This is a genomic window from Alkalibacter rhizosphaerae, assembly GCF_017352215.1.
Lineage (GTDB): Bacteria > Bacillota > Clostridia > Eubacteriales > Alkalibacteraceae > Alkalibacter > Alkalibacter rhizosphaerae.
Genome location: NZ_CP071444.1, coordinates 482,890 through 497,433 on the forward strand (window position 1 = coordinate 482,890; position 14,544 = coordinate 497,433).

The 14,544-nt window shown below is 46.7% G+C and carries 9 protein-coding genes, 7 tRNA genes, 2 rRNA genes and 1 other annotated feature; of the genes, 2 read left to right on the forward strand and 16 right to left on the reverse strand.

All coding sequences use genetic code 11. The features are described from left to right. Positions 1-82: 82 nt before the first annotated feature. Positions 83-886, forward strand: a complete 804-nt coding sequence (locus J0B03_RS02400) for a hypothetical protein (RefSeq protein WP_207300292.1) — start codon at positions 83-85, stop codon at positions 884-886. On the opposite strand, the gene J0B03_RS02405 is transcribed toward J0B03_RS02400, so the two are convergent. From J0B03_RS02405 to J0B03_RS02435, 7 genes are all read right to left on the reverse strand, one after another. Then, positions 867-2,063, reverse strand: a complete 1,197-nt coding sequence (locus J0B03_RS02405) for an acetate/propionate family kinase (protein WP_207300293.1) — start codon at positions 2,061-2,063, stop codon at positions 867-869. The two genes, J0B03_RS02400 and J0B03_RS02405, sit on opposite strands and share 20 nt — an antisense overlap. Further along, positions 2,056-4,464, reverse strand: coding sequence for a phenylalanine--tRNA ligase subunit beta (gene pheT, locus J0B03_RS02410; RefSeq protein WP_207300294.1), 2,409 nt, complete (start codon positions 4,462-4,464; stop codon positions 2,056-2,058). The genes J0B03_RS02405 and pheT overlap by 8 nt, the downstream gene beginning before the upstream one ends. A 15-nt stretch (positions 4,465-4,479) precedes the next feature. Then, positions 4,480-5,502, reverse strand: coding sequence for a phenylalanine--tRNA ligase subunit alpha (pheS, locus tag J0B03_RS02415; protein WP_207300295.1), 1,023 nt, complete (start codon positions 5,500-5,502; stop codon positions 4,480-4,482). Between the two features lie 48 nt (positions 5,503-5,550). After that, positions 5,551-5,759: a binding site (T-box leader), on the reverse strand. A 40-nt stretch (positions 5,760-5,799) separates the two neighbouring features. Beyond that, on the reverse strand, positions 5,800-6,591 hold the full coding sequence (locus tag J0B03_RS02420; protein ID WP_374058611.1) for a TrmH family RNA methyltransferase: 792 nt from the start codon (positions 6,589-6,591) through the stop codon (positions 5,800-5,802). 1 nt (position 6,592) lies between these two features. Further along, positions 6,593-7,246 (reverse strand): potassium channel family protein, encoded by a 654-nt coding sequence (locus J0B03_RS02425; RefSeq protein WP_207300297.1) that lies wholly within the window; start codon positions 7,244-7,246, stop codon positions 6,593-6,595. Between the two features lie 26 nt (positions 7,247-7,272). Continuing rightward, positions 7,273-8,637, reverse strand: coding sequence for a TrkH family potassium uptake protein (locus tag J0B03_RS02430; RefSeq protein ID WP_207300298.1), 1,365 nt, complete (start codon positions 8,635-8,637; stop codon positions 7,273-7,275). A gap of 116 nt (positions 8,638-8,753) precedes the next feature. Further along, a tRNA-Leu gene (locus tag J0B03_RS02435) sits at positions 8,754-8,840 on the reverse strand. A 111-nt stretch (positions 8,841-8,951) separates the two neighbouring features. Between J0B03_RS02435 and J0B03_RS02440 the strand changes: the two genes are divergently transcribed. Continuing rightward, positions 8,952-9,266, forward strand: a complete 315-nt coding sequence (locus J0B03_RS02440) for a DUF6951 family protein (protein ID WP_207300299.1) — start codon at positions 8,952-8,954, stop codon at positions 9,264-9,266. Between the two features lie 40 nt (positions 9,267-9,306). On the opposite strand, the gene J0B03_RS02445 is transcribed toward J0B03_RS02440, so the two are convergent. From J0B03_RS02445 to J0B03_RS02485, 9 genes are all read right to left on the reverse strand, one after another. Continuing rightward, positions 9,307-10,644 (reverse strand): NCS2 family permease, encoded by a 1,338-nt coding sequence (locus J0B03_RS02445; RefSeq protein WP_207300300.1) that lies wholly within the window; start codon positions 10,642-10,644, stop codon positions 9,307-9,309. A gap of 113 nt (positions 10,645-10,757) precedes the next feature. After that, positions 10,758-10,833 (reverse strand) — tRNA-Lys (locus J0B03_RS02450). Between the two features lie 4 nt (positions 10,834-10,837). Further along, positions 10,838-10,922: transfer RNA gene (locus J0B03_RS02455), tRNA-Tyr, on the reverse strand. 8 nt (positions 10,923-10,930) lie between these two features. Next, positions 10,931-11,005, reverse strand: a tRNA-Thr gene (locus J0B03_RS02460). A gap of 34 nt (positions 11,006-11,039) precedes the next feature. Beyond that, positions 11,040-11,116 (reverse strand) — tRNA-Asp (locus J0B03_RS02465). A 65-nt stretch (positions 11,117-11,181) separates the two neighbouring features. Continuing rightward, positions 11,182-11,256: transfer RNA gene (locus J0B03_RS02470), tRNA-Glu, on the reverse strand. Positions 11,257-11,259: 3 nt separating this feature from the next. Then, positions 11,260-11,334, reverse strand: a tRNA-Asn gene (locus tag J0B03_RS02475). Positions 11,335-11,338: 4 nt separating this feature from the next. After that, positions 11,339-11,455 (reverse strand): 5S ribosomal RNA (rrf, locus tag J0B03_RS02480). 81 nt (positions 11,456-11,536) lie between these two features. Continuing rightward, positions 11,537-14,449: ribosomal RNA gene (locus J0B03_RS02485) — 23S ribosomal RNA — on the reverse strand. Positions 14,450-14,544 lie beyond the last annotated feature (95 nt).

The following is a 14,544-nucleotide window of genomic DNA, read 5'->3' on the forward strand; positions in this document are numbered from 1 at the left end:
TGTACTTTTGCGCCGTAAGATCATTGACAATGATTTCGTCTCCGTTATAATGGATGTAGACAAAACAACTGGAGGTTTTTTCATGACATTGGAAAATCTATATCGCTCATCCATACTGCCGTTTCGTCAGCACCTGCTGGTGTCAAAAGGTGTATTCCGCTCGTCTTTGCGGATATTGCTGTATTTGGCTGCTCTGCCTTTGATCAGCTACAGTTTCATGTATATCTACATCGGAGACGGCACGGTTGAATCCATCATGGCCATGCCCCAATCCATCGCTTTCGTCATCTTTTTTTTGAATATACTGATCTTCATGGTGCTCATACCCTTCATCATGACCATCACCCAGCGCTTTGTTTACAACAAACCATTCAGCTTCTCGGAAATGCTTCGAGATGTAGGGAAACGACTGCTACCCCTCACCCTTGGCTTTTTATTGCTGGGTGCCGGGCTGGCATTGCTTTTCACCGCAGTATTGGCGGTCATTCCCCTGTTTACCAGCCAAACGGGATTTACCCTGTTTTCCTTGTTGTATTTTGCTGTGGTCGTCTATGTTTACCTGAACATCCTCTTTTGGAGTCATTTTGTCGTTTTGGCTGAAATGAACACCCTTTCTTCCTTTCGAGAAAGCAGAAAAGTATTCAAAAGGCATGGCAGACAAATGATCACCTATACCCTGTCCCTGGCATTTCTCAGCCTGATTTTTTTAAATGGGATCGCTTGGATCTTGTCTGCGCTAATAAGAAACGCCATGGCAGCAAATGTCACCTTGGCGTTCGTTCAAAGCATTGTTTTGATTTTTTCGCAGATCATGCTGACGAGCTTCTTTATGAATTTTTCCTTGTTTGGCTCCGATGCCCCCGATGCTACTTCATCCCAATCTTGAAAGTATCCATGGCGATGATCTCTTCTTCGTCCACTTTTGTTATCAACACTTTCGTTCTGGACCGTTGTGTGGAGACAACACCAGAACCTTTTATTTTTTTGTTTTTTTCATGATCCAGTTCTATCCCTAAAAATTCCATGCCGTCGCAAACTTTTTCTCGAGCATACCAGGCATGCTCCCCTACACCTCCGCCAAATGCCACCAGGTCTATTCCACCCATGACTGCAGCATAAGCACCTATGTATTTTTTGATGCGATGACTCAAGGCATCGATGGCTACCTGTCCGCGTTCGTTTCCCTTTTCGGCTGCATCATGTATCTCTCGCAGATCGCTGCTGATTCCGGACATGCCCAGCCATCCGCTTTGTCGATTCATCAGATCGTCGATTTGATCCGGTCCCCATCCTTCTTTTCTCATAAGAAAAGTGTATACAGCAGCATCCGTGTCTCCGGATCTGGTGGATTGGATCAATCCTTCGTGAGGAGTAAACCCCGTACTGACATCATAGCTGACTCCATTGATGGAGGCATTTGCCGTTGTACCGCTACCAAGCATGAGAAGGACGATCTTTTTGTCTTTCAGCTCACTAGCTAAAATCTTTTTGCTGCTTTGGAGCATGCTGCGAAAAGCGATGCCGTGAAATCCATATTTTCGAATGCCGTATTTCTCTGCTAGGCCATAGGGTATGGCATAGGAGGCGGCCGCTTTGGACAAGGATTGATGATAGGCGTTGTCGAATACGGCGATTTGCCGCACTCCTGGCAGGATCTTGCCACAAGCCAGGATACCGGCAACATGGGCCGGGTTATGCAAGGGCGCCAAATCGGAAATATCGACCAAATACTGGATCAACTCCTTATCCACCACAGTGGATCCTGTCATTTTCCCACCATGAACGATCCGATGACCGATCAAATCTATTTCTTTTTTATTGATGGACAATTCTCCCAGAAGAAGGTCCAAAATGATTTGGATCCCCTCTTCATGATTTGATACATGCTGCTGAAAATCCCGGTTTACCTTTTCAGACTGGATTTTTACTTCACCATAAGGAAGGCCGATCCTGCCAATATCGATGGATGCAAGGATACTGTAGTGAGGCATATCCACAAGTTTGCACTTTATAGAGGATCCTCCACAGTTCAAAATCAAAATACTTGCACTCTTGTCATGCATCCCGAAGCACCAGCCCCAGTTCTTCCTGACATGCTTCCAGGATCCTGTCCATTTGTTCTTTGATTTCCGGTTCTGTCAACGTTCGGTCTGTTGCTTGAAAATACAGGGAGTATGCAATGCTCTTCTTTCCGGATTGGATCTGTGCCCCCTGATACACATCAAAGAGCTCCACTTCCTTGAGCAATGTGCCCCCATTGTCAGAAATGACTTTTGCAATATCTCCTGCCGGAATCCCTTCATCGGCCAAGAATGCCAGGTCCCGATGAACGCCCGGATATTTTGGCAGCTCTTCAAAGCGGATCTCTCCGGTTCCATTTTCAAACAAAACATCCAGATCCAACTCTCCGACATAGGTTCGTTTTGGTAGATCGTAGGTTTTCACCACTTTTGGATGAACTTCCCCAATGATCCCGATCTCCTTGCCATTTACATGGACCAAGGCATGGCGGTTGGGATGAAACATGGGATGATCCCCTTTTTCAAAAGATACGGATTGCATGGAGATCCTGGATTTTTCCAGCAGCATTTCCACGATCCCTTTCAGATCAAAAAATGTTGTCTCTCCATACATGCCCAAGGACATTTTTTTGGTTTCCACCGGCAATTTCGCATTTGAACTTCCTTTTTCATAAACTACTGCCGTTTCATAAAAACTGCCTTCCGGAATATTTCTATTGAAGTTGTGGGATATGACCGGTAAAAGACCGGCGAACAAGGTTGTCCGCATCAATCGGTTCTCTTCCCCCAAAGGATTGAGCAATGGGATCGCATCTGCCATCCAGGAATGATCGGATCCAATATTCAGGTCCATCAATTTATTTTCACTGGTGAAAGAATAGGTCAAGATCTCATAGAAATTCTTGTCGGTCAAAACTTGCTTGAGATCCAGCTCGAAGCGTTGCCGCTTGGTTCTTCCGCCCTCTGTTGCCGTACCACTGATGATGGTGTTAGGTATGTTATTGTATCCATATAATCGGGCGATCTCTTCTGCAATGTCTTCCTTGATCTCCAGATCCTGACGGAAAGTGGGAACTTCGATCATCAGATCATTCCCTTGAACCTCTACATCCAGATCCAGTCGTTCCAGCAAGGACGCCATCTTGTCGATTTCAAGGTCGATCCCGACAAAACGATTGACCCAGGGTCCGTCAACGACGATCCGTCGTTTGGATGGTGCCTCTGTGTAAACATCCAGTTTGCCTTTGATCAATTGACATACACCCATGTCCAGTAGAAGTTGTGCCGCACGGTCTGCCGCAAAACCAGCCAGTTCCGGATCGATCCCCTTTTCAAACTTGGAGCTGGAATCGGTTCTGAAATTCAACCGCTTGCTGGTGTTGCGGACGTAATTTTTATCGAAATTAGCAGACTCGATGACGATTTTTGAAGTCGTATCTTCGATATCTGAATTTTCGCCACCCATGACCCCTGCAATGGCCACCGGTTCTATTCCATTGGTGATGACCAGATCCTGATTGGACAATATTCGTTTGTTTCCATCCAGGGTCACCACTGGTTCACCCTCTGTGGCATTTCGTACCAGGATCGTCTTGCTTCCTAGTTTGTCATAATCAAAAGCGTGAAGAGGCTGCCCCGTTTCCAGCATGACATAGTTGGTTACGTCCACAATGGCATTGATGGGTCGGATCCCGCAATGGAGCAAACGATGCTGCATCCACAAAGGGGAAGGCCCGTTTTGCACCACATTCATCATTCTGGCTGTATACCTGGGACATCCCTGGGGATCGTCCACCTCGACAGACAGAAGATCCTGGATGGATCCCGTTCCGTCATTTTCGGAGATCTCCACTACAGGTAATACCAAATGCTCATCAAAAGTTGCGGCAGTTTCTCTTGCCATACCGATGACGGACTGGCAATCGGAACGATTTGCCGTCAATTCAAATTCCACCACCACGTCATCCAATCCAAGAATGGGTTTGGCATCTGTGCCAACTGGAACTTCATCCGTAATGATATATATGCCGTCGATCTCTTCTTTTGACATCAGAGAGGTATTCATTCCCAGTTCTCCGGCAGAACACATCATTCCACTGGATTCCACTCCTCTCAAATCGGTGACTCCGATCTTCATTCCACCAATCAAGGTAGCGCCTGGCAGGGCGACCGGGATCAGCTGAGCTGGAGCAACGTTTTTTGCTCCGGTAACAATGGTCAATTCCTTGTCACCCACATCCACTTGACATATCACCAGTTTGTCTGCCTGCGGATGGGGCTCCACCTTCAATATTCGACCAACAACGACTTTGGAGATCTCTTTCCCCACGTCAACGACAGATTCTACTTTACTGCCGGACATGGTCATGCGGTCGCTATATTCTTTGGGCGACATGCCCTCCATATCCACATAATCTTTCAACCAATTAAATGTTACATGCATATCTGTGTCCTCCCTCTATTTGAACTGCTGCAAGAAACGAATGTCGTTTTCGAACATCAAACGCAGATCGCCAATGCCATATTTGATCATGGCGATCCGATCCAATCCCATTCCAAACGCGAATCCGCTGTATTTTGTAGAATCGATCCCACATACTTCCAAGACATTGGGATGGACCATGCCGCAGCCAAGGATCTCGATCCAGCCCGTATGGTTGCACACCCGACAGCCTTTTCCATGACAAACAAAGCAAGTCACGTCCATCTCCGCACTGGGTTCTGTGAAATAAAACTGGTGAGGCCGAAACTTGGTCTTCGTTTCCGGGCCAAACATTTCTTTTGCAAAAAGGTCCAGGGTCCCTTTCAAGTCACTCATGGTGATCCCCTCATCCACTACCAACCCTTCCGCCTGGTGAAACACCGGAGAATGGGTCGCATCGATCTCATCGGAACGATAAACCCTTCCCGGCGCCAAGATCCGGATCGGAGGTTTCCGGTCCATCATGGTTCGTACCTGGATAGGCGACGTTTGGGTTCGCAGAACCATGTTTTCATCCACATAAAAGGTATCCTGAAAATCACGGGACGTATGATCTTTTGGTATGTTGAGATGATCAAAATTGTATTCCGCCCATTCGATTTCGGGACCTTCTTCTATGGTAAAACCCAATCCGATGAAAATATCACTTAAATGCTCTACAACGATGTTCAACGGATGACGGCTTCCCACTGCTTTTTTAGTTCCCGGCAACGTGATATCGATCACTTCTTTTGCAAAAGTCTCCTCATATTCCAGCTCGATGATCCGTTCCTTTTGTAATGCCATTCGATTTTCGATATCTTCCCGAACTTCATTGGCCAATTTCCCCATCATGGGTCGTTCTTCCTTGCTGAGTTTTCCCATGTCCCGAAGCAGGGTCGTCAACTCCCCCTTTTTTCCCAGTACTTTTACCCGCAAGTCTTCCAGTACCTCCGATGAGGTCGCCTGGGCGATCTTTTCACCATACTGCTGTTGGATCTGTTTTAGCTTGTCTTTCATGTTCGTCTCCCTTCCTTTTCCATCAAAATAAAAAAATCCCCTGCTCTCGCAAGGGACGATATAAACCGCGGTGCCACCCATGTTGATACAAAATGCGTATCCACTTGAAATATAACGGCTGTGCCGGCGAAATGTACTTGTTTTCCAATTCGCACTCCGGAGTGAATTTCAACCTGGTTTCATAAGAATTCTTTCAGCTGTTGAATTCTCTCTCTTAAAAAAACCGTTTGGTCTCCCGTCTCCATCATCATTTTTTTTATGCAATTATAAGAAATTATAACACGCTTGTTAAAAATGTCAAGAAATCTCTCCGAAATGGTACAATAGGATCCCTGCTGCAATGGAAACGTTCAAGGATTCCACTTTCCCGTGCATGGGGATCTTCACATTTTTATCGCTCTGTTCCAGTATTTCTTCACGGATCCCGGATCCTTCATTTCCTAAAATCAATACATGTGGTTGCTTTCTTTCCATGGAACGGTAATCCACACTATTGTTCAATGCTGCCGAAATGACATAAAATCCATTACCTTTCAAAAACGGCAACACGTCATCGCCTTTGGCTTCACAGGCAACTTTCATGGTCACCACGCTGCCCATGGTAGACCGGATGGTTTTTGGATTGAACAAATCGGCACAGCCCATGCCGCATACCACCAAATCATAGCCAGCAGCCTCCGCTGTGCGTATGATGGTACCCAGATTCCCCGGATCTTGCACTCGGTCCAAAAACAGGATCTGTTTCAAACTATCGTCCCATAAAAAGTCAAAATCTGTAGACGGTTTTTTAGCAACTGCCAAAACTCCCTGGGGACTTTCCGTTTCGTACAAGGGTTGCAGCAATTCGTCCTCCACAATAAATATATTATCCTCCGGGAAATCGATTTGATCCAGAAAAGACAAACGACCTCTGTCAAATTGGGTCTTTTCCAAGTAGATCCCATCTATGGTGGATTGCTCGGTCAAAGCCAGTTCGATGGATTTGAATCCCTCCAAAAGGTATTCTCCAAACCGGTCACGATATTTTTTGCTTTTCAATTTCTTCAATCTTTTAAGTTTTGTGTTTTGACTGCTGGAGATTCCCATCATTCTACTTCTCAAGCCCCTGCAATTTGATCAGATCGGAGTTTTCTCCGACGACAATAAGGACATCTTCCTTGAAGATAGGATCGGTGGCTGCTGGAGAAATGACGATTCCAGATTCCCTCTTGATCGCTATGACATTGACTCCATATCGGGCACGCAGATCCAATTGGGTCAAGGTCTTTTGATTCCATGATTTTGGCACTAGGATCTCCTGAACGCTGTGGGTCGGGTCCAGTTCGATCAAATCCAGAATGTTGCTGCTGGCAATGTGTTGGGCCACTCTTCTTCCCATGTCCCTTTCCGGCAAAAACACTTTCTCCACTCCGATTTTCTGCAACACTTTTGCATGCTGTTCGTTTTGCGCTTTTGCGTAGATCTCCTTGATCCCCAGATCCTGCAAATGAAGCACCGTCATCAAGCTGGCATGGATGTCGGAGGCGATGGATACCACCGCAACGTCAATATTTTTTAAACCGATGGACCGCAGAGTACTTATGTCCGTCGAATCTGCCTGGACGGCAAAAGTGACCAGGTCCGCTATTCCTTTAATGATTTCTTCATCTTTATCGATGGCCAGCACATCATAACCTTGTTCGTACAATTTCGTTGCAAGGCTGTATCCAAAACGGCCAAGTCCCAATACTGCAAATTGTTTCATGTCACATCTGCCTCCTTGTTTGATGATTATACAATAACTTTTCCATCCGGATAACGATATTTTCCGGACTCTTTGGAAGATTGGATTTCGCTGATCGCAAATGCGATAGTCAGTGGACCGACCCGACCAACAAACATGGTAAGCATGATCATCAATCTGCCTACAACTGTCAGCTCTGTGGTGATCCCCATACTCAGTCCTACTGTTCCAAAAGCAGAAACAGCTTCGAAAACGATCTCTGTCAGTCCGGCTGCTTCTGTGGTGGACAAGATCAGGATATCAACAAACAACAGTCCCAAGCCGATCATCGTCAAGGCCAAGGCTCTTCGTACCGTGTCTGCATTGATGGTCCTTCCAAACACTTCCGTATCTTGTCTCCCTTTCAACACACTGATCAAGGAAAAAAGCAGAACTCCTACGGTAGTGGTTTTGACACCTCCAGCCGTCGATCCAGGCGATCCTCCGATAAACATCAACAAAATAACCAGGAATAGCGAACCAGTAGACAAACTCGCAATATCCAAAGTATTGAATCCCGCCGTTCGTGGCGTCATGGACATGAACAGGGTAGAAAGGGCCTTTCCCTGTACCGGCAGCTGAGACATGGTATTGTTCTTTTCCAGTAAAAAAAGGATGATCCCAGAACCGACCAACAAAACCCCTGTCAGTGTCAATACTATTTTTGAATGAAATTGCAGTCGCTTCCACTTTCGAGTTTCAAATACGTCGTGTACAACGGAAAAACCCAGTCCCCCCATAATAACCAGAAAAGAAATGGTCAAATTGACGATGGGATCATTCACATAGGGCGTCAAACTCTGAAAGTTGCCGATCAAATCGAATCCGGCATTGCAAAATGCAGATATGGAATGAAAAACGGACAAGACCAGTCCATGTTGCCATCCATACTCCGGTACAAACACAAGAGAAAGAAGGACTGCTCCACCCAACTCCATGATAACGGTAAAAATCAAGATATAGCGAACAAATCGTACAATCCCTTCCAACGTATTGCTGTTTAAGGAGTCTTTGATCAATAGGCGTTCTCGCAGGGTGATCCTTTTTCCTGCAATCAAAAAGATCAATGTTGCCATGGTCATGAATCCAAGTCCTCCGATTTGAATGAGCATCAAAATAACGCCTTGTCCAAATCCAGACCAATAGGTGGCTGTATCCACCACCACCAGGCCGGTAACACAAACTGCCGATGTGGCTGTAAACAATGCTGTAACCAAGTCGGTCCCTGTCCCGGACGCAGAAGACACTGGCAATGTCAGCAAGGTTGCTCCAAGCAAGATCAAAATCCCGAATCCAATAACGAGAATTTGCGGAGGTCGCAATCGTTTTCTCTTGAAAATGTAGCCTATCCAGCTTGCTAAGATTCTTTTCATTCCAGCCTCCTTCACCCCATTTGCATTAATTATAACACATCCTTTTCCCCTCTCGGTCAGGAAGGTTTCACAATAAGAAAAAAAGACCGGACTTTGCCGGTCTTTACATTTCTTTATGGTGCCGAAGGCGGGACTCGAACCCGCACGAGATTACTCTCACTACGCCCTGAACGTAGCGCGTCTGCCAATTCCACCACTTCGGCAACAACCAATGAATGTATGATAACACAAAACTATTATTATTTCAAAACATTTGTTTTATTTTTATACCAATAGGGGTATAATTATTTTATTACATACTCAAGGAGGTCACCATGTCAAAAGTATATGTGAATCCAGGTGTTTGCGGTTTGGAAACTACCATACTCGTCGAAAAATCAGGACGAAGCGACCTAAAAATCACCTTGGACACCAAATGCCCCTACATCAAAAATATGGAACCAGATCTGCAGGAATTGGACGCTTACACAGAGTGCTTCAGCAAATTTGGCGATTCTGCCGTTTATGAATCCGCCAATCGAAATTGCAAGCATCTGGCTTGTCCCGTTCCAAGTGCCATCATCAAGGCCATTGAAGTGGAAAGCGGTTTGGCTTTACCCAGGGAAGTTCAATTTATCATTGAAAAATAGCGGACCATTCGGCCCGCCATTTTTTTACTCTTTCTTTTGATTACAATAAAATATAAACCAGGAACAGGAGTGCTACAAAATACATTACCGGATGAATATCCTTTTTCTTTCCACTCAACAACTTGATCAGAACATAAGATACGCCTCCGAAGGCAAGGCCATCGGAAATGCTGTAGGCAAGAGGCATCATGATGATGGTCAAGAATGCCGGAAGAGCTTCAGAATAATCCGTAAAATCGATATCCACCACGTGTTCGATCATAAATAAACCTACAATGATCAGGGCAGGAGCTGTCGCAAAGGATGGGATCACGGATATGACGGGACTAAAGATCAAAGCCAACAAGAACAAAATTCCTGTCGTCATAGCCGTCAAACCTGTTCTTCCTCCATCTGCAACACCGGAAGCACTTTCCACGTAAGTCGTCGTTGTAGATGTCCCCAAAACGGCACCGGCAGTCGTTGCAATGGCATCTGCCATCAGCGCTTGCTTTACTTTCGGCAATTCTCCTTTTTCATTCAAAAACCCGGCTTTAGTAGACACACCGATCAATGTACCCAGTGTATCGAAAAGATCCACAAACAAGAAGGTAAATATGACCATCACAAAATTGATGGACAACACCTGAGAAAATTCAAATTTAAAAAAGATCGGCGCCAGAGAAGGCGGTGTCGATACGATGCCGGACGGGATCAAAGAGAACATCCCCATGTCAGGATTTACAATGTAAAGTCCCGTCAGCTGGCATATAACACCTAAGACGTAGGTTGCCAGGATACCCCAAAGAATAGCTCCCCGTACTTTTTTTACCAGCAGCAGTACCGTTAAAATAACGCCAAACAGGGTCAATACGGTCGTGATCTCTTTGATGTTTCCCAAGGCCAGCAACGTCGCGTCATCGTTGACGATGATCCCCGAGTTTTGCAGACCGATAAATGTTATGAACAGACCGATCCCGACACTCACCGCTTTTTTCAGTGTTTGTGGAATGGCATTGAACAAAGCTTCCCTTACATTAAAAAAGCTCAAAAGAATAAAAATAATACCTTCAGCAAAAATTGCAGTCAACGCCAACTGCCAGCTGTATCCCATTTGTCCAACGACAACAAATGCAAAATAAGCATTCAATCCCATCCCAGGTGCCAAAGCAAATGGGTAATTTGCATATAATGCCATGACAAATGTTCCGATGGCTGCCGCCAGCGCCGTAGCTGTGATCAATGCGTTGAAGTCCATTCCTGTAGCAGACAAGATACTTGGATTGACGATCAAAATATACGCCATTGTCATGAAAGTAGTGATCCCTGCCATTACCTCTGTTCGAATGGTAGTATCGTTCTCTTTCAGTTTAAACCTTTTTTCTAAAAATGCTCTCATTTCTGCCTCCTTCAAGTTAGTTTAAAACCATTAATATTCTATCACATCCTGAAGAAAACATGAATATTTTTCATAAAAAAAAGCCTTTCGTTCGTGAAAGGCCGATCTACAAATGGTGACCCATCCGCGACTCGAACGCGGGACACCCTGATTAAAAGTCAGGTGCTCTGCCAACTGAGCTAATGGGTCAAAATGGTGGGGGAAGGTGGATTCGAACCACCGAAGGCGCTGCCAACAGATTTACAGTCTGCCCCCTTTGGCCACTCGGGAATTCCCCCTAAATAAATGGAGCTGGTGATAGGAATCGAACCTACAACCTGCTGATTACAAGTCAGCTGCTCTACCGTTGAGCCACACCAGCGTATGAAATGATTATTGGTTTGTCAAAATAAAAATGGCGACCTGGAAGGGACTCGAACCCTCGACCTCCAGCGTGACAGGCTGGCATTCTAACCAACTGAACTACCAGGCCGCAGTAAGTCACAAGCGAACTTGGACTTAAATATTTGTCTGCAAGCAGACTGTGTTAAGACAAATTGGTGACCCCTAGGGGACTCGAACCCCTGTTACCGCCGTGAAAGGGCGGTGTCTTAACCGCTTGACCAAGGGGCCAAATGGCTCCCCAGGCTGGATTCGAACCAGCAGCCTACCGGTTAACAGCCGGTTGCTCCACCATTGAGCTACTGAGGAATGGATTCCGCAGCGACATACTCTCCCAGGACGTCACCATCCAAGTACCATCTGCGCTGGAGGACTTTACTTCTGTGTTCGGGATGGGAACAGGTGTAGCCCCTCCGCCATTGCCGCGGAATCATTTGGTTATAAATCTCATCAATGAGATTTGAAAACTGCATGGGAATCATCGTAAAGTATTCTTCTTCTTATCATCTACTTGGTCAAGTCCTCGGTCTATTAGTACCAGTCAGCTGAATGTATTTCTACACGTACACCTCTGGCCTATCAACCCAGTCGTCTACTGGGGACCTTACTCCTTGCGGATGAGATATCTCATCTTGAGGGGGGCTTCGCGCTTAGATGCCTTCAGCGCTTATCCCGTCCAGACTTAGCTACCCAGCTGTGCCCTTGGCAGGACAACTGGTGCACCAGAGGTCTGTCCATTCCGGTCCTCTCGTACTAGGAACAGCTCCTCTCAAATATCTTGCGCCCACGACGGATAGGGACCGAACTGTCTCACGACGTTCTGAACCCAGCTCGCGTGCCTCTTTAATGGGCGAACAGCCCAACCCTTGGGACCTACTACAGCCCCAGGATGAGACGAGCCGACATCGAGGTGCCAAACCTCCCCGTCGATGTGGACTCTTGGGGGAGATAAGCCTGTTATCCCCGAGGTAGCTTTTATCCGTTGAGCGATGGCCCTTCCACTCGGTACCACCGGATCACTAAGCCCGACTTTCGTCCCTGCTCGAGATGTCTCTCTCGCAGTCAGTCTACCTTTTGCCTTTGCACTCTACGAATGATTTCCAACCATTCTGAGGTAAACTTTGGGCGCCTCCGTTACTCTTTCGGAGGCGACCGCCCCAGTCAAACTGCCCACCTGGCAATGTCCCATAGCCGGATCACGGCTACTGGTTAGAATTCCAGTAGTATAAGAGTGGTATCCCAACAGCGGCTCCAACAAGACTAGCGTCCTATTCTCTCTGCCTCCCACCTATCCTGTACATACACTACCAAAATCCAATGCCAAGCTACAGTAAAGCTCTACGGGGTCTTTCCGTCCTGTCGCGGGTAACTCGCATCTTCACGAGTACTACAATTTCACCGGGTGTGTTGTTGAGACAGTGCCCAAATCGTTACGCCTTTCGTGCGGGTCAGAACTTACCTGACAAGGAATTTCGCTACCTTAGGACCGTTATAGTTACGGCCGCCGTTTACTGGGGCTTAAGTTCATGCCTTCGCCGAAGCTAAGCATTCCCCTTGACCTTCCAGCACCGGGCAGGCGTCAGCCCCTATACTTCATCTTTCGATTTAGCAGAGACCTGTGTTTTTGCTAAACAGTCGCTTGGGCCTTTTCTCTGCAGCCTTTCCGTATCATTTTACAACAATCGGATTAGGCTCCCCTTCTCCCGAAGTTACGGGGTTATTTTGCCGAGTTCCTTAACAACACTTCTCCCGCTCATCTTAGGATTCTCTCCTCATCTACCTGTGTCGGTTTGCGGTACGGGCGCCTTCTTCCTCAATAGAAGCTTTTCTCGACAGTGTGAAATCAGCTGCTTCCCTACTTGTTTTTCGGTCCCCATCATAACTCATGCTTCCCGGACCCCGGATTTGCCTAAGGTCCACACTCGTTATTTAGCCCGTCTCTTCCATTCGACGGGTCAGCTTATCCTCCTGTGTCACTCCTTCTCTCAAACAGTCAAAGGCGGTACCGGAATTTCAACCGGTTGTCCATCGCCTACGCCCTTCGGCCTCGGCTTAGGTCCCGACTTACCCTGAGCGGACGAACCTTCCTCAGGAAACCTTGGATTTTCGATGGAAAGGATTCTCACCTTTCTTTCGCTACTCATACCAGCATTCTCTCTTGTGTAGAATCCACCTCGCCTTCCAGCTCAGCTTCGCCTCCTACACAATGCTCCCCTACCCCTGCATCTTACGACGCAAGCCATAGCTTCGGTGACAGGTTTTAGCCCCGGTAATCTTCGGCGCACAATCACTCGACTAGTGAGCTATTACGCACTCTTTGAATGAGTGGCTGCTTCTAAGCCAACATCCTAGTTGTCTTAGCAATTGCACATCCTTTCCCACTTAACCTGTACTTTGGGACCTTAGCTGATGGTCTGGGCTGTTTCCCTTTCGACAATGAAACTTATCTCACACTGTCTGACTGCCAAGGTAAAATATATGGCATTCGGAGTTTGATATGGTTCGGTAAGCTATACGCCCCCTAGCCAATTCAGTGCTCTACCTCCACTATTCATCCCTTGACGCTAGCCCTAAAGCTATTTCGGGGAGAACCAGCTATCTCCGTGTTCGATTGGAATTTCTCCCCTACCCACACCTCATCCGAGCCTTTTTCAACAGACACCGGTTCGGGCCTCCACGAGATTTTACTCACGCTTCACCCTGGACATGGGTAGATCACACGGTTTCGGGTCTACAACATGCAACTATACGCCCTATTAAGACTCGGTTTCCCTGCGGCTCCTCACCTGAAGTGATTAACCTTGCTACATATCGTAACTCGCTGGTCCGTTCTACAAAAAGCACGCGGTCACTTGCGCTCCCACTGCTTGTAAGCATAGGGTTTCAGGTTCTATTTCACTCCCCTCCCGGGGTTCTTTTCACCTTTCCCTCACGGTACTATTCTCTATCGGTCACTGGGTAGTATTTAGCCTTGGGGGGTGGTCCCCCCAACTTCCCACAGGGTTTCACGTGTCCCGTGGTACTCCGGTAACATGCCTGTATCTGTCCATTTCGCCTACGAGACTCTTACTCTCTATGGTCGGCCTTCCCAGACCATTCGGCTTCTTTCCAGATCTCCTTTACATGTCCCATTACCCCGTATAAATACGGTTTAGGCTCTTTCCCTTTCGCTCGCCGCTACTTGGAAAATCGAGTTTTCTTTCTCTTCCTTCGGGTACTTAGATGTTTCAGTTCCCCGAGTTCCCTCCTCGCATACTATTTTATTCATATGCGGGTAACAGAGCTTCTCTCTGCTAGGTTTCCCCATTCGGATACCTGCGACTCAACGGTTATTTGCACCTAATCGCAGCTTTTCGCAGCTTGTCGCGTCCTTCGTCGGCTCCCAGTGCCAAGGCATTCTCCCTATGCTCTTAGTAACTTGACCTAAATCTTTTGTTTCGTTTCCAAAACGATAGATGTTTAGATGATCGTTTGTTTCTTTACTTTACTTTTCTTCCTATGCAGTTTTCAAAGATCACT

Coding starts and splice junctions, on each gene's coding strand:
- J0B03_RS02420 (WP_374058611.1), bottom strand. CDS start 6,591: ATGATGGGAATCTCCAGCAGTCAAAACACAAAACTTAAAAGATTGAAG.
- J0B03_RS02430 (WP_207300298.1), bottom strand. CDS start 8,637: ATGAAAAGAATCTTAGCAAGCTGGATAGGCTACATTTTCAAGAGAAAA.
- pheT (WP_207300294.1), bottom strand. CDS start 4,464: ATGCATGTAACATTTAATTGGTTGAAAGATTATGTGGATATGGAGGGC.
- pheS (WP_207300295.1), bottom strand. CDS start 5,502: ATGAAAGACAAGCTAAAACAGATCCAACAGCAGTATGGTGAAAAGATC.
- J0B03_RS02425 (WP_207300297.1), bottom strand. CDS start 7,246: ATGAAACAATTTGCAGTATTGGGACTTGGCCGTTTTGGATACAGCCTT.
- J0B03_RS02440 (WP_207300299.1), top strand. CDS start 8,952: ATGTCAAAAGTATATGTGAATCCAGGTGTTTGCGGTTTGGAAACTACC.
- J0B03_RS02400 (WP_207300292.1), top strand. CDS start 83: ATGACATTGGAAAATCTATATCGCTCATCCATACTGCCGTTTCGTCAG.
- J0B03_RS02405 (WP_207300293.1), bottom strand. CDS start 2,063: ATGCATGACAAGAGTGCAAGTATTTTGATTTTGAACTGTGGAGGATCC.
- J0B03_RS02445 (WP_207300300.1), bottom strand. CDS start 10,644: ATGAGAGCATTTTTAGAAAAAAGGTTTAAACTGAAAGAGAACGATACT.